This is a genomic window from Vibrio sp. bablab_jr001 (genome assembly GCF_016464285.1).
Lineage (GTDB): Bacteria > Pseudomonadota > Gammaproteobacteria > Enterobacterales > Vibrionaceae > Vibrio > Vibrio fluvialis.
In genome coordinates this window covers 499,887-525,295 of sequence record NZ_JACDWZ010000092.1, presented here as the reverse complement: position 1 = coordinate 525,295, position 25,409 = coordinate 499,887, and the positions used below count along the sequence as shown (strand labels likewise).

At 49.8% G+C, this 25,409-nt stretch carries 21 protein-coding genes and 4 tRNA genes; 5 read left to right on the top strand and 20 right to left on the bottom strand.

The annotated features are described in order from the left end of the window. Positions 1 to 64 precede the first annotated feature (64 nt). Positions 65 to 1,756 carry an alpha,alpha-phosphotrehalase gene (treC, locus tag JIG40_RS16060; protein ID WP_199465638.1) on the top strand — a complete coding sequence of 564 codons (1,692 nt, stop codon included), beginning with the start codon at positions 65 to 67 and terminating at the stop codon, positions 1,754 to 1,756. A gap of 111 nt (positions 1,757 to 1,867) precedes the next feature. On the opposite strand, the gene JIG40_RS16055 is transcribed toward treC, so the two are convergent. From JIG40_RS16055 to JIG40_RS16040, 4 genes are all read right to left on the bottom strand, one after another. Beyond that, positions 1,868 to 1,952 (bottom strand) — tRNA-Tyr (locus JIG40_RS16055). Between the two features lie 69 nt (positions 1,953 to 2,021). Continuing rightward, positions 2,022 to 2,106: transfer RNA gene (locus tag JIG40_RS16050), tRNA-Tyr, on the bottom strand. Between the two features lie 69 nt (positions 2,107 to 2,175). Then, positions 2,176 to 2,260, bottom strand: a tRNA-Tyr gene (locus tag JIG40_RS16045). Positions 2,261 to 2,328: 68 nt separating this feature from the next. Beyond that, a tRNA-Tyr gene (locus JIG40_RS16040) sits at positions 2,329 to 2,413 on the bottom strand. A gap of 268 nt (positions 2,414 to 2,681) precedes the next feature. Between JIG40_RS16040 and JIG40_RS16035 the strand changes: the two genes are divergently transcribed. Together JIG40_RS16035 and vexH are read left to right on the top strand one after the other, a co-directional pair. Further along, positions 2,682 to 3,731: an efflux RND transporter periplasmic adaptor subunit gene (locus tag JIG40_RS16035; RefSeq protein ID WP_047459196.1), complete on the top strand. Its 1,050-nt coding sequence runs from the start codon at positions 2,682 to 2,684 to the stop codon at positions 3,729 to 3,731. Continuing rightward, a complete protein-coding gene (gene vexH, locus JIG40_RS16030) occupies positions 3,731 to 6,844 on the top strand; it encodes a vibriobactin export RND transporter permease subunit VexH (protein ID WP_020328014.1) in 3,114 nt (1,037 codons plus the stop codon). Before JIG40_RS16035 ends, vexH begins: the two co-directional genes overlap by 1 nt. A 48-nt stretch (positions 6,845 to 6,892) precedes the next feature. Here vexH and JIG40_RS16025 read toward each other — a convergent pair whose 3' ends face one another. After that, positions 6,893 to 7,495, bottom strand: coding sequence for a YitT family protein (locus JIG40_RS16025; RefSeq protein ID WP_075988775.1), 603 nt, complete (start codon positions 7,493 to 7,495; stop codon positions 6,893 to 6,895). A gap of 343 nt (positions 7,496 to 7,838) precedes the next feature. Here JIG40_RS16025 and glyA point away from each other — a divergent pair, with 343 nt between their 5' ends. Then, positions 7,839 to 9,089, top strand: coding sequence for a serine hydroxymethyltransferase (glyA, locus tag JIG40_RS16020; protein WP_055452362.1), 1,251 nt, complete (start codon positions 7,839 to 7,841; stop codon positions 9,087 to 9,089). 56 nt (positions 9,090 to 9,145) lie between these two features. On the opposite strand, the gene JIG40_RS16015 is transcribed toward glyA, so the two are convergent. The 13 genes from JIG40_RS16015 to leuS all read right to left on the bottom strand — a co-directional run bounded on the left by JIG40_RS16015 (position 9,146) and on the right by leuS (position 22,252). After that, positions 9,146 to 9,472 carry a hypothetical protein gene (locus JIG40_RS16015; protein WP_020431846.1) on the bottom strand — a complete coding sequence of 109 codons (327 nt, stop codon included), beginning with the start codon at positions 9,470 to 9,472 and terminating at the stop codon, positions 9,146 to 9,148. Between the two features lie 287 nt (positions 9,473 to 9,759). Continuing rightward, a complete protein-coding gene (gene lipA / locus JIG40_RS16010) occupies positions 9,760 to 10,725 on the bottom strand; it encodes a lipoyl synthase (RefSeq protein WP_199465637.1) in 966 nt (321 codons plus the stop codon). 3 nt (positions 10,726 to 10,728) lie between these two features. Beyond that, positions 10,729 to 11,385, bottom strand: a complete 657-nt coding sequence (gene lipB, locus JIG40_RS16005; protein WP_024373345.1) for a lipoyl(octanoyl) transferase LipB — start codon at positions 11,383 to 11,385, stop codon at positions 10,729 to 10,731. Positions 11,386 to 11,579: 194 nt separating this feature from the next. Continuing rightward, positions 11,580 to 11,858: a DUF493 family protein YbeD gene (gene ybeD, locus JIG40_RS16000; RefSeq protein ID WP_020328008.1), complete on the bottom strand. Its 279-nt coding sequence runs from the start codon at positions 11,856 to 11,858 to the stop codon at positions 11,580 to 11,582. Positions 11,859 to 11,977: 119 nt separating this feature from the next. After that, a complete protein-coding gene (locus JIG40_RS15995; RefSeq protein ID WP_020328007.1) occupies positions 11,978 to 13,153 on the bottom strand; it encodes a serine hydrolase in 1,176 nt (391 codons plus the stop codon). A gap of 97 nt (positions 13,154 to 13,250) precedes the next feature. Then, complete coding sequence (locus tag JIG40_RS15990) at positions 13,251 to 14,039, bottom strand: septal ring lytic transglycosylase RlpA family protein (RefSeq protein WP_199465636.1); 789 nt, start codon at positions 14,037 to 14,039, stop codon at positions 13,251 to 13,253. Beyond that, complete coding sequence (rodA, locus tag JIG40_RS15985) at positions 14,039 to 15,160, bottom strand: rod shape-determining protein RodA (protein WP_020328005.1); 1,122 nt, start codon at positions 15,158 to 15,160, stop codon at positions 14,039 to 14,041. Before rodA ends, JIG40_RS15990 begins: the two co-directional genes overlap by 1 nt. Next, on the bottom strand, positions 15,160 to 17,043 hold the full coding sequence (mrdA, locus tag JIG40_RS15980; RefSeq protein WP_020328004.1) for a penicillin-binding protein 2: 1,884 nt from the start codon (positions 17,041 to 17,043) through the stop codon (positions 15,160 to 15,162). The genes rodA and mrdA overlap by 1 nt, the downstream gene beginning before the upstream one ends. Positions 17,044 to 17,049: 6 nt before the next feature. Then, positions 17,050 to 17,520: a 23S rRNA (pseudouridine(1915)-N(3))-methyltransferase RlmH gene (rlmH, locus tag JIG40_RS15975; protein ID WP_020328003.1), complete on the bottom strand. Its 471-nt coding sequence runs from the start codon at positions 17,518 to 17,520 to the stop codon at positions 17,050 to 17,052. Positions 17,521 to 17,522: 2 nt separating this feature from the next. Further along, positions 17,523 to 17,840 carry a ribosome silencing factor gene (gene rsfS, locus JIG40_RS15970; protein WP_020328002.1) on the bottom strand — a complete coding sequence of 106 codons (318 nt, stop codon included), beginning with the start codon at positions 17,838 to 17,840 and terminating at the stop codon, positions 17,523 to 17,525. A gap of 68 nt (positions 17,841 to 17,908) precedes the next feature. After that, a complete protein-coding gene (gene holA, locus JIG40_RS15965; RefSeq protein ID WP_199465635.1) occupies positions 17,909 to 18,934 on the bottom strand; it encodes a DNA polymerase III subunit delta in 1,026 nt (341 codons plus the stop codon). Between the two features lie 8 nt (positions 18,935 to 18,942). Then, complete coding sequence (lptE, locus tag JIG40_RS15960; protein ID WP_199465634.1) at positions 18,943 to 19,566, bottom strand: LPS assembly lipoprotein LptE; 624 nt, start codon at positions 19,564 to 19,566, stop codon at positions 18,943 to 18,945. A 109-nt stretch (positions 19,567 to 19,675) separates the two neighbouring features. Then, the gene (gene leuS, locus JIG40_RS15955; RefSeq protein ID WP_199465633.1) at positions 19,676 to 22,252 is read right to left on the bottom strand and encodes a leucine--tRNA ligase; all 2,577 of its coding nucleotides are present in this window, start codon (positions 22,250 to 22,252) and stop codon (positions 19,676 to 19,678) included. A 121-nt stretch (positions 22,253 to 22,373) separates the two neighbouring features. On the opposite strand from leuS, the gene JIG40_RS15950 reads away from it, so the two are divergent. After that, on the top strand, positions 22,374 to 22,844 hold the full coding sequence (locus JIG40_RS15950) for a zinc ribbon-containing protein (protein WP_020431856.1): 471 nt from the start codon (positions 22,374 to 22,376) through the stop codon (positions 22,842 to 22,844). Between the two features lie 49 nt (positions 22,845 to 22,893). Here JIG40_RS15950 and lnt read toward each other — a convergent pair whose 3' ends face one another. Next, the gene (gene lnt / locus JIG40_RS15945) at positions 22,894 to 24,411 is read right to left on the bottom strand and encodes an apolipoprotein N-acyltransferase (RefSeq protein WP_020327997.1); all 1,518 of its coding nucleotides are present in this window, start codon (positions 24,409 to 24,411) and stop codon (positions 22,894 to 22,896) included. A gap of 44 nt (positions 24,412 to 24,455) precedes the next feature. Further along, complete coding sequence (gene corC, locus JIG40_RS15940; protein WP_020327996.1) at positions 24,456 to 25,331, bottom strand: CNNM family magnesium/cobalt transport protein CorC; 876 nt, start codon at positions 25,329 to 25,331, stop codon at positions 24,456 to 24,458. Positions 25,332 to 25,409: the final 78 nt, after the last annotated feature.

The following is a 25,409-nucleotide window of genomic DNA, read 5'->3' as shown; positions in this document are numbered from 1 at the left end:
TTCTTTTTCAGAGTGGCCGTTGGCCGCTCTGCTATTTCTGATTTCAGGTAAGTGAGTTTACGTCATGACGACACAATTAACGGACGCCAACTGGTGGAAGACCGCGGCGATTTATCAAATCTATCCGAAAAGTTTCTGTGACAGTACAGACAAAGGCACCGGTGATATTCCGGGCATCATCACTAAGCTGGATTACCTCAAAACACTGGGCATCGACGCCATATGGCTGACGCCGGTATACCAGTCGCCGATGATCGATAATGGCTACGACATTTCCGACTATTACGCGATCAACCCTGAATTTGGCACCATGGCGGATTTTGACCGCCTGCTGGAGCAAGCGCATGCCCGTGGCATTCGCATCATCATGGACATTGTGGTCAACCATACGTCGACCGAACACGCTTGGTTCCAGTCGGCGCTGGGAGATAAAGCCAGCCCGTATCGCGATTACTACATTTGGAAGTCGCCAATCAATGGCGCCGAGCCGAACAATTGGCAGTCTAAGTTTGGTGGCAGTGCTTGGGCGCTGGATGAAGCGACCAACGAATATTATCTGCATCTGTTTGCTAAAGAGCAGGCGGACTTGAACTGGGAAAACCCGAAAGTTCGTCAGGAAGTGAAAGACATCATCGCGTTCTGGGCGGAAAAAGGTGTGGACGGTTTTCGTCTCGATGTAATTAACCTGATTTCCAAGCAACAAGATTTTGCCAACGATGACCTTGGTGATGGCCGCCGTTTTTACACCGATGGGCCGCGTGTGCATGAATATCTGCAAGAGATCAGTCGCGAAGTGTTCCAGCGTTATGGCAGCGTGACGGTGGGAGAAATGTCATCAACCACCTTAGAACATTGCCAGCAGTATTCATCGCTGGACGGCAAAGAGCTGTCGATGGTGTTTAACTTCCACCATCTCAAAGTTGACTATCCGAACGGTGATAAGTGGACTCGCGCGCCGTTTGATTTTCTGCAACTCAAGCAGATTTTCAATCATTGGCAGACGGGCCTCAATGGTAAAGGGTGGGGAGCGCTGTTCTGGTGTAACCACGATCAGCCGCGCGTGGTCAGCCGCCTGGGGAATGACAAAGAATATCGTGAACTGTCGGCCAAAATGCTGGCGGCGTCCGTGCACATGATGCAAGGCACGCCATACATCTATCAGGGCGAAGAAATCGGCATGACTAACCCCGGTTACACGTCCATCGATCAGTACCGCGATGTGGAAAGCATCAATATGTACGACATCATGGTCAATCAGGGCACGACTTCCCATGAGGAGATGATGGCGATTTTGGCGCAGAAGTCGCGGGATAACTCACGCACGCCGATGCAGTGGAATGCAGGGCCTCAAGCGGGCTTTACGCAAGGCACGCCTTGGCTTGCGGTGGCAGGCAACTATCGCGATATTAATGCTGAGAAGGCGGTCGCTGATCCAGACTCGGTGTTTTATTTTTACCAGCGCCTGATTGCGTTGAGAAAAGAAGTTGCGGTCATTACGAGCGGTGATTATCGCGATCTTCTGCCCGAGCATCGCGAGATCTTTGCTTATCAGCGCCAGTCTGCGACGCAAACCTTAGTTTGTCTGAACAACTATTACGGACAAGAGAGTGAATGCGTGCTGCCCGCTGAGCTGGATGTCAGCCAGGCGCGTTATCTGCTCGGTAACTATGCCGGTATCACAGAGCAACATGTGTCGGTTCATCAGGTCCTTCGGCCTTACGAAACCCGCATCATCCTGATCGAATCCCCCCGATAAGATTCAACCTTGATACGCCCCGCAACGCGGGGCTTTTTTATGGGATGTGGTTATTGCGATTCAAATAACAGGCAACAAAAAAGCCAGCTCGATGAGCTGGCTTTTAGTGTATGGTGGAGGGGGACGGATTCGAACCATCGAAGGCGGAGCCGGCAGATTTACAGTCTGCTCCCTTTGGCCACTCGGGAACCCCTCCAGGGGTTTTTATACTTAACTGACGTTTTCCCAATATCGTCAATCAAGTGTTTCTCTAGCGAGAAGAATATGGTGGAGGGGGACGGATTCGAACCATCGAAGGCGGAGCCGGCAGATTTACAGTCTGCTCCCTTTGGCCACTCGGGAACCCCTCCAGGGTTTTTTATACTTAACTGACGTTTTCCCAACATCGTCAATCAAGTGTTTCTCTAGTGAGAAGAATATGGTGGAGGGGGACGGATTCGAACCATCGAAGGCGGAGCCGGCAGATTTACAGTCTGCTCCCTTTGGCCACTCGGGAACCCCTCCAGGGGTTTTTATACTTAACTGACGTTTTCCCAACATCATCAATCAAGTTTTCTCTAACGAGAAGAATATGGTGGAGGGGGACGGATTCGAACCATCGAAGGCGGAGCCGGCAGATTTACAGTCTGCTCCCTTTGGCCACTCGGGAACCCCTCCAGGGGATTTTTATACTTAAGCGACGTTTTCCCAACGCATCACTCAAGTGCGGAGCGCATCTTATCAAACTCGCTCCCTCTGTAAACCCTTTTTTTGTCTTTTTGAATTGAATGCTGCCTTTTTCGTCAAAGAAGCCAATAAATTAGCGTTTTGCTGGAGTAAATCACAGTGTTACTTACAGTTTCAGCCCTATCTTTACGTTCCTTGACGTTCAAAAAAAAGATTAGGGGTTACAATATAAAAAGTGACCTCTTTTCTGAACCTTACTATGAAAAAAACAATACTTTTCTCTGTAACGCTGGCGGCTACATTTTTCTATCCAGTAGCCTTCGCCGCCGGCGCTGCCAAAGCGATTCCTGTGGTGATTGAATCTGTGCAGACGCACCAGGTTTCGCAAACCCTTTCTTTGGTCGGCAAACTTAAGGCCGAACAATCCGTCAACATCTCACCGGAAGTGACGGGTAAAGTCGATACGATTGCTGTCCGGGCCAATCAGCAGGTGAAAAAAGGCCAATTGTTGGTGCAATTAAATGACGATAAGTCACGTGCCGCAGTGAATGAAGCCAACGCCTATCTGCGTGATGAACAACGTAAACTGACCGAGTTCGAGCGTTTGGTCAAACGCAATGCGATTACCCAAACTGAAATCGATGCGCAAAAAGCCAGTGTAGAAATTGCTCAGGCGCGTTTGGATGCCGCAAAAGCGAATCTGGACGATCTTCGCATCACGGCTCCGTTTGATGGCACGGTCGGCTTCATTGATTTTAGCCGGGGTAAAATGGTCAGTGCCGGGAATGAGTTGCTGACCTTGGATAATCTCTCTTTGATGCAACTTGACCTACAAGTTCCTGAACGTTACCTGTCGAAAATCAAACGTGGCATGAAAGTGCTGGGAGAAACCAACGCCTGGCCCGGCCAAGTGTTTGAAGGCAGCGTGGTAGGGATTGATTCACGTATCAATCAGGAAACGCTCAATCTGCGGGTGCGCATTCATTTTAACAACAAAGAGCGTTTACTTAAGCCGGGCATGCTGATTTCAGCCAAACTCGACTTTGAACCGATCAGCGCGCCTATTATTCCTGTGCAGGCACTCGAATACTCGGGCACTAAACGTTTTGTTTACGTGGTCGGTGACAACCATAAAGCGACCCGCACCGAAGTGCATCTGGGAGCCCGTATTGAAAATGAAGTGGTCATTGAAGATGGCCTCAATATTGGTCAGCAGATTGTGGTGCAGGGCATCGTCAACATGCGCGATGGCGCAACGGTGACTGAAGTGGATACTTCCGGTCAACCGCTTGAAAAAGGTAAGCAATAATGTGGTTGTCTGACGTCTCCGTAAAGAGACCAGTCGCCGCTGTTGTGCTCAGTATGCTGCTGTGCGTGTTTGGCTTCGTCTCTTTTTCTAAATTATCGGTGCGGGAAATGCCGGACATTGAAAGTCCGGTGGTGTCCGTCACCACTCGTTACGATGGCGCTTCGGCCACGATCATTGAAAACCAGATCACGTCAGTGCTGGAAGATCAGTTGGCCGGGATCAGTGGTATCGATGAAATTTCTTCGGTTACCCGCAACGGCAGTTCGCGGATCACCATTACGTTTGAACTGGGTTATGACCTCAATACTGGCGTGAGTGATGTGCGCGATGCGGTCGCCAGAGCGCAGCGCAACCTGCCGGATGAAGCGGATGATCCGCAGGTGTTTAAAAATAATGGCTCAGGGGAAGCGTCGGTTTACATCAACCTCAGTTCTTCGGTGATGGACCGAACTCAACTGACCGATTATATCGAACGCGTATTGGCGGACCGGTTCAGTCTGATCTCCGGTGTGAGCTCGGTTGATATTTCCGGTGGTCTGTACAAAGTGATGTATGTACGGTTGAAGCCCGAACTGATGGCCGGTCGCGGAGTGACAACCGCGGATATTTCCAGTGCACTGCGCCGGGAAAATATTGAAAGTCCGGGCGGTGAAGTGCGCAACGATTCCACCGTGATGTCCGTCCGCACAGCTCGAACGTATCGTACGCCTCGTGATTTTCAGTATCTGGTGGTGAAACACGCCAGCGATCGTACCTCAATTTACCTGAAAGATGTCGCCGATGTGTTCATTGGCGCAGAGAACGAGAACTCGACCTTCAAAAGTGATGGTGTGGTAAACGTCAGTATGGGGATTGTGCCGCAGTCGGACGCCAATCCACTGGATGTTGCCAAACGCGTACATGAAGAAGTGGACAAGATTCAAAAGTTCCTGCCGAAAGGGACACGTTTAGCCATCGATTATGACTCCACCGTATTTATCGAGCGTTCGATAGAGGAGGTCTACAGCACACTGTTTATTACTGGCGGGCTGGTGATCTTGGTGCTGTACATCTTTATTGGCCAGGCCCGAGCGACATTGATTCCGGCCATTACTGTGCCCGTATCGCTGATTTCCTCCTTTATCGCTGCGTATTATTTTGGTTTCTCCATCAACCTCATCACTCTGATGGCTTTGATCCTTTCCATCGGCCTGGTGGTGGACGATGCGATCGTTGTGATGGAAAACATTTATCACCATATTGAGCAGGGCGAGAAGCCTTTGATGGCGGCCTACAAAGGCGCGCGTGAAGTCGGCTTTGCGGTGATTGCCACTACGTTAGTGCTGGTGATGGTGTTTTTGCCGATCTCGTTTATGGACGGTATGGTCGGGTTGCTGTTTACCGAATTCTCGGTGCTGCTGGCGATGTCGGTGATCTTCTCCTCGCTGATTGCACTGACGCTCACGCCAGTTTTGGGCAGCAAAATCCTCAGAGCGAACGTGAAGCCGAACGGCTTTAACAAGGCGGTCGATTTTCTGTTCGGTAAGCTGGAAAGCGGTTATCGCGCGGCATTACAAAAAGCGCTGAAATGGAAATGGGCCGCGCCAGTCGTGATTCTGGCGTGTGTCGGCGGCAGTTACGGACTCAATCAGATGGTGCCTGCGCAGCTGACGCCATCTGAAGACCGTGGCGTGATCTTCGCATTTGTCCGCGGCGCTGATGCCACCAGTTATAACCGCATGGCTGCCAACATGGATTTGGTTGAAGAGCGGCTGATGCCAATGCTTGGCAAAGGCTTCCTTAAGTCGTTTAGCATTCAATCTCCGGCGTTTGGGGGCAATGCGGGTGACCAGACTGGCTTTGTGATCATGATTCTGGACGACTGGAATGAACGCAGTGTCACGGCTCAGGAAGCGCTGGGTAAAGTGCGTAAAGCGCTGGCGGGTATTCCGGATGTGCGCGTGATTCCGTTTATGCCGGGATTCCGCGGTGGTTCCAATGAGCCAGTGCAATTTGTTCTCGGTGGTTCAGATTACAACGAGTTAAGACACTGGGCGGAGCTGCTGGAAGCCGAAGCGGCCAAATCATCAATGATGACAGGCGTAGATATCAACTATTCGGAGAAAACACCGGAGTTGGTGGTCACTGTTGATCGTCAGCGTGCAGCGGAACTGGGCATCAGTGTGCAGGATATTTCCGATACGTTGGAAGTGATGCTGGGTGGTAAGAGCGTAACGACGTTTATCGACCGAGGTGAAGAGTACGATGTGTATCTGCGTGGTGATGAGAACAGCTTTAATAACGCAGCGGATCTGACACAGATATACATGCGTACGGCTTCCGGCGATCTGGTGACGCTTGATACGGTGACCAAGATTGAGGAAGTCGCATCTTCGATTCGCCTTGCGCACTACAACAAGCAGAAAGCGATCACGATTACTGCCAACCTCGCAGACGGTTATACACTGGGACAAGCGCTGGATTTTCTTGATCAAAAAGCCTTGGAAGTGCTGCCAAGTGACATCTCGGTCAGCTATTCCGGTGAATCGAAAGACTTTAAAGAGAACCAGTCGAGCGTGGCTATCGTATTTGCCTTGGCTCTGCTGGTGGCCTATCTGGTGTTGGCGGCGCAGTTTGAAAGCTTTATCAACCCGCTGGTGGTGATGTTTACCGTACCGATGGGCGTGTTTGGTGGTTTCATTGGCCTGACGCTTATGGGGCAGGGGATGAACATCTATAGCCAGATCGGTATGATCATGCTGATTGGTATGGTGACCAAGAACGGTATTCTGATTGTTGAATTTGCCAACCAGCTGCGAGACAGAGGTTTGGCGTTCGAGAAAGCAATTGTGGATGCGTCGGCAAGGCGCCTGCGTCCGATTCTGATGACAGCGTTTACCACGCTGGCAGGATCAGTGCCGCTGATCCTCTCTACCGGAGCGGGCTATGAAAGCCGCATATCCGTCGGTACGGTGATTTTCTTCGGTATGGGCTTTTCAACCTTGGTGACGCTGTTTGTCATTCCGGCGATGTACCAGTTGATATCTCGCTCGACACAAGCGCCGGGGCATATCGAAGCTGAGCTGCACCGCGAGCTGGGCTACGACGTCAAATCGCGTCAAACCCACGAATAATAAAAAAGCCCGCTTCGGCGGGCTTTTTTGACTCTGTAAGTAAAGCGGTTAGCGATGGTAGGTCACAGTATAGCGCGTTGGTTTATGGTTCATCGCCAGCACAAGGTTGAGTGCGATGGCACCAAAAATCGACAGCAGAATGATCCAAGGTGATACGAAGAAGAACGACACCAACAGAATCAGGCAGTCGATCGCCATCTGGCTTTTGCCGACGGAAATGCCGAATTTGTCCTGAATAAACAGACACAGCACGTTAAATCCGCCTAAACTCGCGCGATGACGGAACAGAATTAACATGCCCAGTCCCATCAGCAGTCCGCCAGATAGGGCGCAGTAAACTTCGTTGATATTGTTGAAAGTGATAAACATCGACAAATGGTCAGTAAAAAGTGCGACCAGAGCACCGGAAATGGCCGTGTTGACAGCGAAATGGCGGCCAAAGCGTTTCCAGGCTAATAAATAGAATGGGCAGTTAGCAATAAAATAGAGCCAGCCAAACGACCAAGGCAGAAAATGGGTCATCAAAAGTGCCAGTCCGGCTGTGCCGCCAGTCAATAATTGACCTGCCTGCAGAAAGAAAACGCCTTGGGCAACCAGAAAGGTGCCAGTCAGGATCGCAATCCAGTCCTCTTTGCGTGTGTGTTTTTCCATCAAATATATAAATTAAAGGCTGAGAATGGCGCGCATAGTAATGAAAAGCGGACATTTTCGGTAGCTAGTGAAGCGAAATTGAGGTAAACCTATGTAATTGCCGCTTTACAGGGTGTAAAGCATAAAATTGACACTTTGATGAGGTAGGATCTGCCTGAACCCCTCGGGATGAAATACTTCGTCAGTCACTATGAAAAAACTGCATGATATTTTCTGCAATTTGGGCTTTATGATGAAGATCAAATTATGTAGAATGCGCGCCAAAGAGGTGACGAAAACGTTTGCGTTGGGTCATTGTGTGGTTTTTAGCTAATTTCAGATAAATCTGAGTCAGGAGATACAGATGCTAAAGCGTGATATGAATATCGCTGATTACGATGCGGAGCTATTCGCAGCAATCCAAGAAGAAACTCTTCGCCAAGAGGAACACATTGAGCTTATCGCTTCAGAAAACTACACCAGCCCACGTGTAATGGAAGCGCAAGGTTCTCAGCTGACAAACAAATACGCTGAAGGTTACCCAGGCAAGCGTTACTACGGCGGCTGTGAGTACGTCGACAAAGCTGAATCTCTGGCGATTGACCGTGCGTGTAAACTGTTCGGCTGTGAATATGCGAACGTACAGCCACACTCAGGTTCTCAGGCAAACAGCGCGGTGTACATGGCCCTGCTGAATCCTGGCGATACGGTTCTGGGTATGAGCCTGGCACACGGTGGTCACCTGACTCACGGTTCACCAGTGAACTTCTCTGGTAAACACTACAACGTTATTCCTTACGGTATCGACGAAGCGGGCCAAATCAACTACGACGAAATGGAATCGCTGGCACTTGAGCACAAACCTAAGATGATCATCGGTGGTTTCTCAGCGTACTCGCAAATCGTTGACTGGAAACGCATGCGCGAAATCGCAGATAAAGTCGACGCTTACCTGTTTGTTGATATGGCACACGTTGCGGGTCTGATTGCGGCGGGTGTTTACCCAACGCCAATCCCTTACGCACACGTTGTTACGACAACAACGCACAAAACACTGGCTGGTCCACGTGGCGGTTTGATCCTGTCAAACGCTGGTGAAGAGATGTACAAAAAGCTGAACTCAGCAGTATTCCCTGGCGGTCAGGGTGGTCCTCTGATGCACGTTATCGCGGGTAAAGCGGTAGCCTTCAAAGAAGCGATGGAACCTGAATTCAAAGCTTACCAACAGCGCGTTGTGAAAAATGCAAAAGCGATGGTTGCTCAGTTCCAAGAGCGTGGCTACAAGATCGTATCAAACGGTACTGAAAACCACCTGTTCCTGGTTGACCTGATCGACAAAGACATTACGGGTAAAGAAGCGGATGCCGCGCTGGGTGCAGCAAACATCACCGTAAACAAAAACTCAGTGCCAAACGATCCACGTAGCCCATTTGTGACTTCTGGTATTCGTGTGGGTACGCCGGCTATCACTCGTCGTGGTTTCACTGAAGAAGACGCGAAGAATCTGGCAAACTGGATGTGTGACGTTCTGGACAACATCAATGACCAAGCGGTGATTGAAGCGACGAAACAGAAAGTTCTGGATATCTGTAAACGCCTGCCAGTTTACGCATAAGCGGAATCGAATAACGGAAAAGGCCTGCAATGCAGGCCTTTTTTATTGCTGGTTCGTTATTTCGCGATGCTGAGCAGGGTGCCGGATTTACATTTGAACAGGTAGTAACTGCTGCTCTCGCTGAATTTACCCAATCCTTCACCGTCACAGTAATCGATATTAATCTGACGCATGGTCTCCAGCGTATTCTCACTCTGAAGCGCAAATTTAGCGCCGTCGGCACACACGATTCGCACTTTGCCATCATCACTGACTGAGTAAATGTTTACTTCGGTATTGCACAGTTCGAAAGAGGCTTCACGGAAGTTGTCTTGCGTAGTATTGGATGAACAACCAGATGCGACGGCTACTGCCAGCATGGCCAGCAGGCTCAGTTTTTTCATTATCTTGATCCTTATGGTGCGAGACGCATATCCCATTAGTTCGGACTTAACGGTTTACCGACAGTGCTATTTCGGCTTACGACCTATAATTCCGAGTTGTTTTGGGTAGTTAGCCCAAAGTTTAGACCATTTTAGCTATCAACCTCAAGCTGATGCTGGTAGGAGTGAAGGCCGACACAGCTTTTCTGATATCAGTACAAAAAGTGCTACACGCTTGTTGAGCATCTGCTCACCGCGGATAAAAGAAAAGCCGGCAGTCGCCGGCTTTCATTCAATCGAGTAAGTGATTACTTCACTTCCAGACCTTTCGCTTGCATATCTGCGTGGTAAGAAGAACGGACAAACGGGCCACAAGCGGCGTGAGTGAAGCCCAGTTCCAGCGCGATATCTTTCAGTTCATCAAACTCAGCTGGCGGAACATAGCGCTCAACGGGCAGGTGGTGACGACTCGGTGCCAGATACTGACCCAGCGTCAGCATAGTCACGCCGTGTGCACGCAGATCTTTCAGCACTTCAATGATCTCTTCTTTGGTCTCACCCAAGCCCATCATCAGGCCAGATTTGGTCGGAACCTCCGGGTGCATCTCTTTGAATTTTTGCAGCAGTTCCAGCGACCATTTGTAGTTCGCGCCTGGGCGAGCTTTACGGTACAGGCGCGGTGCCGTTTCCAGGTTGTGGTTGAACACATCTGGCGGGTTATCTTTTAGCAGATCCAACGCCACATCCATACGACCACGGAAATCCGGAACCAAAGTTTCAATGCGAATCTCTGGGTTCAGGGCACGAATTTCACGGTTACAGTCGGCAAAGTGCTGAGCGCCACCATCACGCAGATCATCACGGTCAACCGAGGTGATCACCACGTATTTCAGCTTCATGTCTTTGATTGTTTGGGCCAGTTTCTTTGGCTCTTCTGCATCAGGAGCCAGAGGGCGGCCATGGGCAACGTCACAGAATGGGCAGCGGCGGGTACAGATAGCACCCAGAATCATAAAGGTTGCGGTGCCGTGGTTGAAACATTCGGCCAGGTTAGGGCAAGACGCCTCTTCACATACAGAGTGAAGGTTGTTCTTACGCATTGCGGCCTTGATGTCCTGAATGCGTTGGCTGTCTGCTGGCAGTTTGATTTTCATCCATTCCGGTTTACGCAGCACTTGTTTCTGCTCCGCAGGCATGTTTTTAACTGGAATTAATGCCATTTTGTCGGCGTCACGGTATTTAACGCCTTTTTCCATTTGGATCGGTTTGCTCATGCTCTATTTACCTATGACAGGTGCTTCTGTGCTGAATTCTACTTCCTCGTAACCGAATAGGCTGACGAGTTCTTTTATGAGTTGTTGCTCGACATCTTCGATACGAGTCGGTCCACCTAAATTGCTCACTTGAACCATTTCCATTCCCTGATAACCACATGGGTTAATGCGCAGAAACGGAGAGAGATCCATGTTGACGTTGAGCGCTAAACCATGGAACGAGCAGCCTTTGCGAATACGCAGGCCGAGTGAGCAGATTTTTTTACCATCGACATAAACGCCTGGAGCATCCGGGCGAGCGGCAGAGTCGATATTGTAAGCTTTTAACGTATTAATTACGAGGTTCTCAATATCAGTGACGAGCTCTCGGACACCCAGCTTTTTACGACGTAAGTTGATCAGAAAGTAGGCGACGATCTGACCGGGACCGTGATAGGTGACTTGGCCGCCACGATCGCTTTGAACCACGGGGATATCGCCAGTATTAAGAAGGTGTTCAGCCTTGCCGGCCTGACCCTGAGTGAACACGGGGTTGTGTTCCACAAGCCAGACTTCGTCGCGTGTTGAATCATCACGCTGGTCGGTAAAGTCATGCATGGCCTGCCAAACAGGATGGTAATCCTGTCGACCTAATCGTCTGACAACAAGCTGGTTATCCATCATCGAAGTCCGTCAGTGATATATAAAGTGTTTGGATTATAAACGTCTTAAGCAGATTGAACTACTCATGACGGTTAACTTTTTGACCATAAGTTTTATGTAACTATTTTAACTTTATGATACATAAACAAAAAGCAGCCTCGGCTGCTTTCAAAAAAAATTGAATTTATCAAATAATTACAGATAAATAAAACTTACAGCACCATGCGAACGATTTCGATATCGCCCAGTTCTTTGTACAGGATTTCTACCTGTTCAATTGAGGTTGCAGTGATGGTGATAGACACAGAGTGGTAGTTACCTTTGCCACTTGGTTTGACACGTGGGCTGTAGTCACCTGGAGCGTGACGCTGAATAACTTCCAACACAAGCTCTGGCAATTCAGGTTTCGCGTGGCCCATCACTTTGTAAGTGAATGAACACGGGAACTCAAGCAGGTCTTTCAATTTTGCATCAGAGTTGATGTTTAACATATTGGAAACTCCAAGTTGGGTATTCGATAAAACGGTGACGAATAGTACAGTCAATCGAATGGGATCTCAAGTTAACAAAAAAGCCGCCCAAGGCGGCTTTTTTGGTCGATCTCAGTGGATCAGAATAAGCCTTTGAACAATAGCACAATGTAGTCCCACAGACGACTGAACAGACCACCTTCTTCAACATCTTCCAATGCCATCAGAGGGTATTGCGCAACGTCTTCGCCGTTAAGCTGATAGTACAGCTTACCGACTACATCACCTTTCTTAATTGGGGCTTTTAGCTCTTTTTCAAGCACAAAGCTGGCAGTCAGATCTTTCGCTTGGCCGCGTGGCAGAGTCACGTAAGTGTCCTCATTCACACCCAGCGCAACCGTTGACTTGTCACCCATCCAGATTTTCTCATCAACGAAAGTCTCGCCCGCTTTGTGTGGTGCAACGGTTTCAAAGAAACGGAAACCGTAACTCAGCAGCTTTTTGCTTTCTGACTTACGTGCATTCATGTCTTTGGTACCCATCACAACAGCGATTAGGCGCATCTTGCCTTCGGTCGCTGAGCTGACCAGGCTGTACCCTGCGTTGCTGGTGTGACCGGTTTTGATGCCGTCCACGTTCATGCTTTTATCCCACAGCAGGCCGTTACGGTTGTACTGGGTAATGCCGTTGTAGGTAAATTTTTGCTCCGAGTAAATCTTATACTCGTTTGGTACGTCACGGATCAGGGCCTGACCCAGTAGAGCCATGTCGTACGGGGTTGAGTACAGGTTCGGGTTGTCCAAGCCGTGGACGTTGGCAAAATGAGTATCTTTCATACCCAGAGTGTTGGCCCACGCGTTCATCAGATCCACGAATGCATCTTCCGAACCTGCGATGTGTTCGGCCATTGCCACACAGGCATCGTTACCAGATTGAACGATGATGCCCTGGTTCAGGTCGCGCACTTTGACGGTGGTGCCAACTTCAATGAACATTTTGGAAGAATCTGGGAAGTTTTTCGCCCATGCATTGCGGCTGATAGTCACGTCATCATCGTTCGAGATGTTGCCGCGTTTTAATTCCTGACCAATTACGTAACTGGTCATCATTTTGGTCAAGCTGGCTGGTGACAGCTTGGTATTCATTTCTTTTTCGGCAAGAACTTTGCCTGAATGATAGTCAATCAGTACAAAACCTTTCGCAGCGATCTGTGGCGCATCTGGAATGACGACAGGAGAAGCGAGGGTCGTGCTTGAGAACGTAGCGGAAAGCGCTATTGAAGACGCTAGAACAGAATTTAGGATGGTTTTTTTCATGATGAATGCGAATTGTGTGTTTAATTGTCCATTATCTTAACAGAAACGACTTCCCAAACCAGACCCGAATGCTTAGCTGGTCAGGTTTGAGTGGTCATTATTGCGCGACGGGGTGCTTTTTTATAAAGGCGGTGTCATAACCCCGCGTTTTCACCTTTTCCAAGGTGTCCTGCGTCAGGGTGTAATCACTGAAAGGCCCGAGAAAGAGCCGGTGACTACCATTAACACTTTCGACAAAACTTTGCACCGATAAGCTTTGACCAAGATTTTGCGCTAAAGTTCGCACTCTTTCTTCATTTTGTGAAGATGCCACCTGAATGATGTACTGAGGAGCGCCAACTTTGGGTTTAGTCGTGGTTTGTTTCGCGACTGCAATGGTCTCGATTTCAACGTTGGCCGTCCCGGTTTGCACGACGCCAAGTTTATACGCGGCTGCGTAACTTAAATCAATAATGCGTCCGTCATGGAAAGGCCCGCGGTCATTGACCCGGACAATAGTCGATTTGCCGTTGTCCAGATTGGTCACTTTGACGTAGGTGGGCAGCGGCAGGGTTTTGTGTGCCGCCGTCATGGAGTACATGTCGTAAATTTCACCGTTTGACGTCAGGTGACCATGAAACTTTTTGCCGTACCAGGATGCCTGACCACGTTCTTTGAACCCCGTGGTGTCTTTGACGATCTGATAGTTCTTGCCGCGCAGAGTGTAATCTTTATTACCGCCCAGACTATAGGGTTCGTACTGCGGATTGGCATCTTCAATATGATCGACGGAAAGTGGAGCATCCGGCGCGATGTCATCTTTGATGTCATAACGGCCTGAAGACGAACTACATCCGGCCAGAATGGCGACAGAACATAAACTGAATAGGAGCGTGGAATGCTTCATTAGTTTGCCTTTGAAAACGCTTTTCTATGGGTATGGATTGACATCAGAATGCCAAAACCGGCCATGAGGGTAACCATAGACGTACCGCCATAACTGATCAATGGAAGTGGCACACCCACTACCGGCAGAATACCGCTTACCATACCGATGTTTACGAAAACGTAAACGAAGAAACTCAGCACAATACTGCCAGCCATCATACGGCCAAAAGCGGTTTGCGCATTACTGGCCAGATACAGACCTCGGCCGATGATAAACAAGTACACCGTCAGCAGTGCAAGAATGCCTATCATGCCCCATTCTTCCGCGATAACTGCAAAGATAAAGTCAGTATGTCGTTCAGGAAGAAATTCCAGGTTAGATTGTGTGCCGTGAAGCCAACCTTTGCCAACCACGCCGCCTGAACCGATGGCAATTTTACTCTGAATGATGTGGTAACCAGCACCAAGAGGATCGGATTCCGGGTTGAAAAGGGTTCTGACGCGTGTCTTCTGATATTCGTGCATCAGGAAATACCACAGCACCGGAATAAATGCACCCACTGCCACTGCGGCGGCAAAGATGATTTTCCAACTGATCCCGGCAAGAAAGATCACGAAGATACCCGATGCCGCAATCAGAATGGAAGTCCCCAGGTCTGGCTGCTTAGCGATCAAAATGGTGGGCACGAATACCATCACCATGGACAGTACCAGTGTCTGGAAGCTGGGCGGAAGCGGGCGCTTACCGATAAAGCGCGCAACCATCAGAGGCACGGCGAGCTTGAGGAGTTCCGAGGGCTGAAAGCGCACAAACCCCAGGTTCAGCCAGCGCTGCGCCCCTTTAGACACTTCACCAAACAACAGAACGCCGAGTAATAACGCCACACCCACGAAAAACAGCACCGGAGCCAGACGCTCGTATGTACGCGGGGGCAGCTGAGCAAGACCGATCATCACGGTTAACGCCAATACCATACGCATTGCCTGGCGATCCATCATTTCCAGGCTCTGACCACTGGCGCTGTACATGACAACCAAGCCAAAGCCCATCACGACCAGCAGGCCAAGCAATAATGGCAAGTCGATGTGTAAACGCTCAAAGAACGCCCGGTTTTGACCTGTTGAGGGATCCATTTTCATTATTTGTCTGCCTCGCCGTTACCCAGAATGACACGGTCAAAGATTTGTCTTACCACCGGAGCACCGTTGCTTGAACCGCCACCGGCGTTCTCCAGTACGATGGTCACAATCACTTTTGGATCGTCGACTGGCGCAAACCCGGTAAACAGTGCGTGGTCACGCAGATGTTCGGCCAGTTCGTCGGCGTTGTACTCCTGGCCTTCTGCCAGACCAAATACCTGTGCAGTACCGGATTTGCCTGCACTCTTGTATTGCAGGCCTTGGAAAGCGCGCCGCGCCGTTCCGCGTTTACCGTGGTTGACCAGATACATTCCTTCAATCGCCATATTCCAGTACTTATCCGGTACACCGGTAATCGGTGGGTAAGTCACGTATTCGGTTTCTTTTTGGGTGGAGAATTCTTCGCCATTATTGATGGTAGAACGCAGTAAGTGCGGTGCAATTACTTTTCCGTGATGCACCAAAACAGAGGTTGCTTTCGCAAGCTGCATTGGCGTTGCCGTCCAGTAACCCTGACCGATACCCACAGGAATCGTGTCACCCTGATACCAAGGTGTGCGGTGACGGGCCATTTTCCAGTCACGGGTCGGCATGTTGGCTTTACTCTCTTCGGTGATATCAATACCCGTGTAATCCCCGAAGCCAAATTTCATCATCCAATCAGACAGACGATCAATGCCCATATCATAAGCAATCTGATAAAAGAAGGTATCCACCGATTCTTCCAGTGCTTTGATGATATCCACCTTACCGTGACCCCAGCGCAGCCAATCGCGGAATGGCCGGGTTTTTGAATTCGGAATGCGCCAGTAACCCGGATCGTTTCGAGTGGTATTCGGCGTGATCACGCCTTCTTCCAAGGCAGAAACAGCAATAAATGGTTTGACGGTCGAACCTGGAGGATAAATACCCAGCGTGGTGCGGTTTACCAGCGGACGGTCTTTATCGTTGAGTAACTCACTGTATTCCTTACCAGAAATACCGTGCACAAAAGCATTCGGATCGTAACTTGGGCTTGATACCATCGCCAGCACGCCGTTGTCTTTTGGATCGAGCACTACCGCTGAACCACGACGACCATTGAACAGGCTGTGCACGTAAAGTTGCAGCTTAATATCGAGGTTGAGAACAATGTCTTTGCCCGGGGTTGGCGGAACGTATTTCAGAGTACGAATCACGCGTCCCCGGCTGTTCACTTCGACTTCCTGATAGCCGGCCTCCCCGTGCAGCAAGTCTTCGTAGTAGCGCTCAATACCGAGCTTACCGATATCGCGGGTGGCTTGATAATTGGCTTCTTTACCTTCGCGGACTAAGCGTTCGATATCGCGATCATTAATTCGAGAGACATAACCGATCACGTGGGTCAGTACTTCACCGTATGGGTAGTAACGCTTGAGGTTTGCGCTGACGGAAACACCGGGATATTTGTATTGTTGAACGGAGAATTTCGCGACTTCTTCTTCGGTCAGCTGAGTTAACAGCGGCACTGAGTTAAAGCGGCGTGTCTGGCGGCGCTCTTTTTCAAATGCAGCAATCTGTTCGGGAGTAATCGTGAGAATCTGTTGTAAGCGGGCGATGGTCTCGTCCATGTTTTTCACTTTTTCTGGAATGATCTCCAGACTAAAAACAGGGCGGTTTTCGGCCAGTAACACACCATTCCGGTCATAGATCAGACCCCGGTTAGGCGCAATCGGTACCACTTTAATGCGGTTATCGTTGGAACGGGTTTTGTAATCCTGATACTGATTGACCTGAATGTTATACAGGTTGGCAACCAGAATACCCATCATCAAGACAATCCCCACAAAAGACACGACAGCACGGTTACGAAATAACCGCGCTTCAGCCAGGTAGTCTCGAATAGGGCTACGCTTACGTAACATCAGTGTCTATTCTCGGTGATAAGGGTGGTTTGCTGTAATGCTCCAGGCACGGTACAGACTCTCGGCCATGACCACGCGCACCAGCGGGTGCGGCAATGTGAGTGGCGACAGTGACCAGCTTTGTTCTGCGGCGGCTTTACACGCCGGAGCTAGCCCTTCTGGGCCACCAATCAAAATAGAGACGTCTCTTGCATCCATTTTCCAACTCTCCAGCTGAGCGGCCAGTTGTTCGGTGTCCCAGCGTTTGCCTGGAATGTCGAGAGTAACAATTCGGTTGCCTTTTGGCACGGCGGCCAGCATGGCTTCGCCTTCTTTTTGCAGAATTCTTGCAATATCAGCGTTTTTGCCTCGCTTACCAGCGGAAATTTCAATCAGCTCCAGCGGCATGTCGTGAGGAAAGCGGCGGCGATATTCCTGGAAGCCTTCTTCCACCCACTTTGGCATTTTGGTGCCGACGGCAATCAATTGAATCTTCACGCTCAGCCCCAGAGTTTTTCCAACTGGTACATGGCGCGATGCTCTTCCTGCATCACGTGCAGCATGGTTGTGCCCATATCGACGACAACCCACTCGCCTTCGTTCTCGCCATCAATACCCAGTGGCTCAACACCGGCTTTTTTCGCTTCACTCGCGACATGATCGGCAATCGAAGAGACGTGTCTTTTGGACGTGCCAGTACAAATGATCATGTAATCAGTGACACTGGATTTGCCTTGTACGTCTAGGGTTACAATATCGACCGCTTTCATATCGTCGGCTTTGTCTGCAAGAAAGTCTTTTAATTCTTCACGTTGCAAGGGAATTTCCTCTGAGATAACTAACTATAAAAATGATTTTGTCAAAAGCGCGGCAGTATATCACGCTTTCAGGCAGGCAAAGGCAAGTTTGCCTGCGCAACGCAACATTCGAGGCTCAACTGATGCAGTAATGGCCAAGGTGATTGCTCATACTGAGTTTTTGCGACAATTTCACATTGAGCAAGCAGCTGAAGTAAATGTTGCAGACGTTGAACCGATAAGCGCTGCAACGCAGCTGAGTAATGCGGGCGTTTATTCTGCCAGACGCGGTATTTGTCAAAGATAGCGCCGAGTGGCTGATGATTCATCGCCAGACGCATCTGCAGCAGTTGCACCAGCTCTTTTTGGACTGTGCGCATCAGAATGATCGGTTCTACGTCTTCAGCGGCCAGTTGGCGCAAAATGCGTTGCGCGCGATTGGCTTTGCCTTCAAGCAGAGCATCGACCCAGTGAAATGGGGTGTAGTGGTTGTTGCGGCTCAGCGACTCTTCAAGGCGAATCAGCGTCAGTTGACCGTCTGGGTAGAGCAGAGCCAACTTCTCCAGGCTCTGTGCCAGAGCAAACAAATTGCCCTCATGCCACTGTGCCAGCATTTGAATCGCTTCGGCATCAGGAGTCAGCCCCAGAGCCCGGCAACGAGCGGCGACAAATTGTGGTAGGCGGCTGATATCCGGGGTTAAACAGTTCACCAGACAGCCCTGACTCATCAGGGCTTTAAACCAGGCCGTATTTTCCTGAGCTTTGGTTAGCTTGGTACCGACAATCAGCAGCAGAATATCGGGATTAAGATGCTGTGCCAAGTTGGCCAGTTCTTTGCCCGCAGCAGTATTAATACCAGCTTCCGGGATCTCCAGTTCGATCACTTGGCGACTGGAGAACAAGCTCATGGATTGACAGCAATCGTAGACCTCGTTCCAGTCGAGACTGGCATCAAGATTAAAACGGTGTTTCTCTTCAAAGCCTTGCTCGCGTGCTTTGCGCTCAATCGCGCTGCGCGATTCTTCGATCAGCAGAGGTTCATTGCCAAAGACAAGATACACTGGCGCCAGCGTTCTGTTCAGCGCATCGGCCAGTTTGTCAGCGTAGAGTCTCATTATAAAATCTACTGAACTTCAGACGTGTTGGCCGAAGGAGCAACCTGTGTTTCGGTTGTGTTGATGATGTAGTCTTGGTTCGACTCGACTGCTTGTACTTCCGATTGCTCGTCCATGGTCCCCGCTTGAATGTTGGCTTTGAGGCGCGCCATTTGACGTACAATCTGGCTGGCGGCCAGTTTGCGCATTTCGTCTTCAATCATGTCGCGTTCAACCGATTTTGCCAATGCGGTTAACGGGTTATCCAAGTAGCTGCGAGTCACGCTGGTGGAAAATGTCTTTTCCCCCAGATTAGGAATTGTCACGCGATATGACGCAACAAAAGTCAGTTCAATTTCAGCGGCCCGAGTGTTTTGGTACAAAGATAATGTTCTTTCTCCGGTACCTTCACTTAAAAGATGAATGTTAGGTACATCTTCAGCCGGTTGCACCACGGTGATCTCATTCATTCGTAGCTGGCGTTTTACCATGCGGGTAAATGTGCTGTATTGGTCATAGCTGGTCAGTGACATGGTGCTCAGTTCCTCCGGAACGTCATAATCACCACGAAGATGAAAACCGCAGGCACTAAGCAGGGTGGCGGTCAGAACAACCAGTGATAACTTGAAGGTGGAAGGCAGTGTCAAACGCATGGGGCTCTATTCTCATGAATTGGGTTTACTTATCTCAGTTCACCACAGCGATAAACTGAGATAAGTAAACAGGGCGCGAAGCCCTGTTTACAGACCGTAATATACGGAATTAGTTCGCAACGATGTTCAGCAGTTTTCCTGGAACATAGATGACTTTGCGGATTGTCAGACCATCGGTGAATTTCATCACGTTTTCGTCTTTCAGGCCCAGCTCTTCAACTTGTTCTTTAGTTGCATCAGCAGACACAGTCAACTTGCCACGCAGCTTACCGTTTACCTGAAGTACGATCAGTTTTTCATCTTCAACCAGCGCAGCTTCATCAAACGTTGGCCAAGTTGCGTTGTCGATGTCTGTCTGACCCAGCGCTGCCCACATTTCAAAACAGATGTGTGGCGCAATTGGGTAAAGCATCACAGTGATCGCTTTTAGGGCTTCATCCAGAATCGCGCGATCTTGTGCGTCATCCTGAGGCGCTTTAGCCAGCTTGTTCATCAGCTCCATCACGGCGGCAATAGCAGTGTTGAAGGTCTGACGACGTGCGATGTCATCGGTTACTTTCGCGATGGTTTTGTGAACGTCACGACGCAGCGCTTTTTGATCGCCAGTCAGTGCAGAAGTCTCAACCGCAGTTGCTTCGCCTTTTTCGGTATGTTCACGAACCAGTTTCCACACACGTTTCAGGAAGCGGTTTGCACCTTCAACACCAGATTCTTGCCATTCCAGCGTCATATCTGCTGGTGAAGCAAACATCATGAACAGACGTACGGTATCGGCACCGTATTTGTCGACCATTTCTTGTGGGTCGATACCGTTGTTTTTTGACTTAGACATTTTGATCATGCCTGAGTGTTCAACGCTGCGACCGTGTGAATCTACCGCAGTCGTAATACGACCTTTACCGTCACGTTCAACTTTCACTTCGGTTGGTGAAACCCACTCTTTACCACCTTTGTCATTGGTGTAGTAGAAGGCATCAGCCAGAACCATACCTTGACACAGCAGTTGCTTGAATGGCTCGTCAGAAGTCACATAACCAGCATCACGCAGCAGTTTGTGGAAGAAGCGTGAGTACAACAGGTGCATACATGCGTGCTCGATACCACCGATGTATTGGTCTACTGGCAGCCAGTAGTTGGCTTTTTCTGGGTCCAGAATGTCGTCTGCTTGTGGTGAACAGTAGCGCGCGTAGTACCAAGACGATTCCATGAAGGTATCGAAAGTATCGGTTTCACGCAGTGCCGGTTCGCCGTTAAAGGTGGTTTTCGCCCACTCTTTATCCGCTTTGATTGGGCTGGTGACGCCATCCATGACCACATCTTCTGGCAGAATCACTGGCAGTTGGTCGGCGGGTACGGGATGTACAACGCCGTCTTCTGTGGTCACCATTGGAATTGGTGCGCCCCAGTAGCGTTGACGAGACACGCCCCAGTCACGCAGACGGAAGTTGACGGTTTTCACGCCTTTACCTTCGGCTTCCAGTTTCGCTGCAATGGCATCGAAAGCGGCTTGGAATTCCAGACCGTCGAATTCGCCGGAATCGAACAGTACGCCTTTTTCGGTGTATGCCGCTTCTGAGATATCCAGTTCGCTGCCATCAAGTGGCTTGATGACCGGAATGATGTCCAGGTTATATTTGGTCGCAAATTCGAAGTCACGTTGATCGTGCGCTGGGACGGCCATGACCGCACCTGTGCCGTAATCCATCAACACGAAGTTCGCGACAAAGATTGGCACTTCACGGCCATTCAATGGATGAATTGCGGTAAGGCCCGTTGCCATACCTTTTTTCTCCATCGTCGCCAGTTCTGCTTCAGCAACTTTGGTGTTTTTACACTCTTCGATGAAGGCAGCCAGCTCAGGGTTTGATTTCGCCGCTTCGGTTGCGAGAGGGTGGCCCGCTGCGATACCTACGTAAGTGACGCCCATCAGTGTGTCTGGACGCGTGGTGTAGACTTCCAAGTCTTGCGCTTGATCTTTCACGGCAAACTTCAGTTCCACACCTTCAGAACGGCCAATCCAGTTGCGCTGCATGGTTTTCACCATTTCAGGCCAACCTTTCAGGTTGTCGAGATCGTCTAGCAGCTCTTGTGCGTAAGCAGTGATCTTGATGAACCACTGAGGAATTTCTTTCTGCTCAACCGGAGTATCACAACGCCAGCAGCAACCGTCTTCAACCTGTTCGTTCGCCAGAACGGTTTGGTCGTTCGGACACCAGTTAACCGAAGAAGTTTTCTTGTAAACCAGACCTTTCTCGTACAGTTTGGTAAAGAACTCTTGTTCCCAGCGGTAGTACTCAGGACGGCACGTCGCGAATTCACGATTCCAGTCGTAGCCGAAACCCAGCAGTTTCAACTGGTTTTTCATGTATTCAATGTTTTCGTAAGTCCAAGGTGCCGGAGCGGTGTTGTTTTTAACCGCCGCGTTTTCTGCCGGTAGACCGAATGCATCCCAGCCGATTGGCTGCATGACGTTTTTGCCTTGCAGACGCTGGAAACGAGAAACCACATCACCGATGGTGTAGTTGCGCACGTGACCCATGTGCAGTCGGCCGCTTGGGTACGGGAACATAGAAAGACAGTAGAATTTTTCTTTATTTGGGTCTTCACTTACAACGAAGGTCTTGTTGCTTTCCCAATGCTGTTGAACTTTTTGTTCAATGTCTTGCGGGTTGTATTGCTCTTGCATCGATATATCCGGTTATCTTGGAATTTGTGAGTTCAGTTTGAACAGATACTAATAGATCGTCATAGAATACCTAAAGCAAGGGAGCACAACAATAGCCAATCGGGTTTGAGAGAGGTGACTTATGCCAAAACAAAAAACGGGTTACGAAGCTTTACTCGAAGAGGTGGTGGAAACCCTGAAACAAAGTCCGGAAGAAGTGGACCACATTCTGGAAACATCCGGTAAAGTTGTGGCCGCGGCAAACGACTTGACAAAAGATGAGCTGGCGCTGATTTCTGCGTATGTAAAATCGGATCTCAAAGAGTTTGCGGACAGCTATGAAGAAGAGAAAAGTAGTCCGTTTTATTTGATGATTGCCAATTCTATTTGGCAGGGACTGCTGGAGATCACCGATAAAACCAAAGTGGAATGGGTGGAGCTGTTTCAAGATCTTGAACATCAGGGATTGTACAAAGCCGGCGATATGATTGGTCTTGGTATTCTTGTGTGTGAGAACTGCGGACACCATGTTGAATACAACCATCCGACCGAAATTGTGCCCTGCATTCGCTGTGGTAACACGGCGTTCAGTCGGCAACCGTTGAAGCCTTAAGTAAAAAGAGTCCCAATGGGACTCTTTTTCGTTGTGTTGCTCGGTTAGGCTATGCTTTGCGGCGTTGAATCACCAGCGCCACGATAAGGCCAAACAGTGTCCATGCATACAATGGCCAACTACCCAGCGCGTGATAGGGGGTTTGACCGCGGGTTGGGACCATTTCTGCACGCAGCACACCCGTTTCAAATTGAGGGAGCTGCTGGGTGATACGTCCTTTGTAGTCGGTTACCGCCGTCAGGCCGTTGTTAGTGGAACGAATCAGCGGCTTGCCTAATTCCAGCGCGCGCATGCGCGCGATTTCCATATGCTGCAGTGGGCCGATAGAGCGACCAAACCAGGCATCGTTGGACAAGGTCAGCAGAAAGTCAGTCTCATCGGTCACATTGGCCCGAACTTGTTCATTGAAAATGATTTCGTAGCACAGCGCCGGAGCCAACGCGTGGCCATTGGCGACGATGTTCGGCTGAACATAATCCCCTTCGCTGAACGAAGACATCGGCAAGTTAAAGAACGGAGCCAATGGGCGCAGAATGCTTTCAAACGGCACAAATTCACCAAAGGGCAGCAGATGATGCTTATGAAAACGCTGCGCTAAATCGTAGTGATAATCACCGCTCGGATTCTCACCCAGCGTCAATATGCTGTTGAAATAACGCTTATTGTCATCCTGGTTGAGAATGCCCGTAATGAGCGCGCTATGATTCATCCGTGCGGCGGTATCTAGATTGCGCAGAAATGCCGGGATCTCAAATTCAAACGCAGGAATTGCTGCTTCGGGCCAGACGATGATATCGGCATCCCAGTTCTGACGACTGAGATCGGTATATTTCATGATGGTCGGCCAGCGTTGGCTGGGTAACCATTTGAGAGCCTGCTCAATATTGCCCTGAATCAGCGCCACTTTTGTGGTGCGTTGCGGTTGTGGTGTCACCCACTGTGCGGCATTCAACGCAAATCCAGCAGCAAACAAAACCGCTGGGATGAGAAGCAATAGAACGCTTTTTTTCTGCCAAGCGAGCGCCAGACCGCCTGCACACAGCAATACTATCAGCGTCAGTAGTTCAACGCCGCCGAGCGGGGCGAAGTTAGCCAGCGGGCTGTCGATTTGGCTGTAACCGAGCCACAACCAGGGAAAGCCAGTCATGACCCAACCACGCAGCCAGTCGCAGACCAGCCAAAGCGCAGGCGCCGCCAGTAATAATCGGCTGCGGTTCTGCTTCGGGAAAAAGCGATTGAGCGCCCAGCTAAAGAGTGCGGAATAAAGGGCTAAGTAGCCAACTAATAGCGCCATCAAAAATAAGCTGGCAATTTTGGGCATACCGCCAAAGGTGTCGATACTGACATGTACCCAACTGATTCCGAAACCAAACTGGCCCAATCCCCAGGCATAACCAATCCATGCCGCCCGTTTGGGGGGCTGTCCGTTTAATAACAGCAATAGCAGGAAAGGGCTGAGAATGGCCAATGGCCAGATCTGATAGGGAGCAAACGATAGGGTGGTAAGCGCGCCAACAAAAGCGGCCGCAAGCGGCCGCATTAGGCGATGGTTGAAAATATTCGTCATCTGCAACTTTTCTGATGCTCTTACAGAGTAAGAGGAGCTTCGAACTACTCTTCGGCGATCTCCGGAAGAGTTTCCATATCGGGGACGGTTACCTGAAGTTGAACCACTCGGCGGTTGTCTGCAGCAGTGACCTTAAAATTGTAACGATCAATTTCTACCACTTCACCGCGTGCTGGCAAGTGACCGAAAGCAGTCATTACCAATCCGCCTACCGTATCCACCTCTTCATCGCTGAAGCGGGTACCGAAGGTGTTGTTAAACTCTTCGATGGTGGTCAGCGCCTTCACCGCGTAAGTGTGTTTGCTGAGCTTACGGATATCCAGTTGCTCTTCGTCGTCGAACTCATCTTCGATATCGCCAACGATTTCTTCCAGAATGTCTTCAATGGTCACCAGACCAGAGACGCCCCCGAACTCATCTACGACAATCGCCATGTGATATCGTTCCTCACGGAACTCTTTTAGCAGGCGATCGACGCGTTTACTTTCTGGAACCACCACGGCAGGGCGGATCACTTCTTCAATGTTGAACGGGGAGCTATTGGAACCTAAGTATTTAAGTAAGTCCTTCGCAAGCAGAATGCCTTCTACATGGTCTTTATCTTCACTAACCACCGGGTAGCGTGAGTGCTGAGCATCGGTAATCAGTGCAACCAGCGAATCCAGATTATCTGTACGTTCGATGGTGACCATCTGAGAGCGCGGAATCATGATATCCCGTACACGCATCTCAGCTATTTCCATGACACCTTCCAGCATGTCGCGGGTGTCGTGGTCAATCAGGTCATTGACTTCAGAGTCGCGGATCACATCAACCAGTTCTTGGCGATCCTTAGGTTCTCCCTGAAATAACTGACCTAGGCGTTCAAAGAAGGACTTTCTACTCGGACCGTCAGAATTCTGCGAATTATCTTCGTTCATTGTTACTCTATTCAATAACGCTATCAGATGTGTGATAGCTCACATGCCAGCTCACGACATTTTTCTGTGGTGCGTGAG

Coding starts and splice junctions, on each gene's coding strand:
- holA (WP_199465635.1), bottom strand. CDS start 18,934: ATGAGACTCTACGCTGACAAACTGGCCGATGCGCTGAACAGAACGCTG.
- glyA (WP_055452362.1), top strand. CDS start 7,839: ATGCTAAAGCGTGATATGAATATCGCTGATTACGATGCGGAGCTATTC.
- leuS (WP_199465633.1), bottom strand. CDS start 22,252: ATGCAAGAGCAATACAACCCGCAAGACATTGAACAAAAAGTTCAACAG.
- lptE (WP_199465634.1), bottom strand. CDS start 19,566: ATGCGTTTGACACTGCCTTCCACCTTCAAGTTATCACTGGTTGTTCTG.
- rodA (WP_020328005.1), bottom strand. CDS start 15,160: ATGAAAATGGATCCCTCAACAGGTCAAAACCGGGCGTTCTTTGAGCGT.
- treC (WP_199465638.1), top strand. CDS start 65: ATGACGACACAATTAACGGACGCCAACTGGTGGAAGACCGCGGCGATT.
- JIG40_RS15990 (WP_199465636.1), bottom strand. CDS start 14,039: ATGAAGCATTCCACGCTCCTATTCAGTTTATGTTCTGTCGCCATTCTG.
- mrdA (WP_020328004.1), bottom strand. CDS start 17,043: ATGTTACGTAAGCGTAGCCCTATTCGAGACTACCTGGCTGAAGCGCGG.
- JIG40_RS16025 (WP_075988775.1), bottom strand. CDS start 7,495: ATGGAAAAACACACACGCAAAGAGGACTGGATTGCGATCCTGACTGGC.
- JIG40_RS15950 (WP_020431856.1), top strand. CDS start 22,374: ATGCCAAAACAAAAAACGGGTTACGAAGCTTTACTCGAAGAGGTGGTG.
- JIG40_RS16015 (WP_020431846.1), bottom strand. CDS start 9,472: ATGAAAAAACTGAGCCTGCTGGCCATGCTGGCAGTAGCCGTCGCATCT.
- lnt (WP_020327997.1), bottom strand. CDS start 24,411: ATGACGAATATTTTCAACCATCGCCTAATGCGGCCGCTTGCGGCCGCT.
- JIG40_RS16035 (WP_047459196.1), top strand. CDS start 2,682: ATGAAAAAAACAATACTTTTCTCTGTAACGCTGGCGGCTACATTTTTC.
- corC (WP_020327996.1), bottom strand. CDS start 25,331: ATGAACGAAGATAATTCGCAGAATTCTGACGGTCCGAGTAGAAAGTCC.
- lipA (WP_199465637.1), bottom strand. CDS start 10,725: ATGAGCAAACCGATCCAAATGGAAAAAGGCGTTAAATACCGTGACGCC.
- ybeD (WP_020328008.1), bottom strand. CDS start 11,858: ATGTTAAACATCAACTCTGATGCAAAATTGAAAGACCTGCTTGAGTTC.
- vexH (WP_020328014.1), top strand. CDS start 3,731: ATGTGGTTGTCTGACGTCTCCGTAAAGAGACCAGTCGCCGCTGTTGTG.
- JIG40_RS15995 (WP_020328007.1), bottom strand. CDS start 13,153: ATGAAAAAAACCATCCTAAATTCTGTTCTAGCGTCTTCAATAGCGCTT.
- lipB (WP_024373345.1), bottom strand. CDS start 11,385: ATGGATAACCAGCTTGTTGTCAGACGATTAGGTCGACAGGATTACCAT.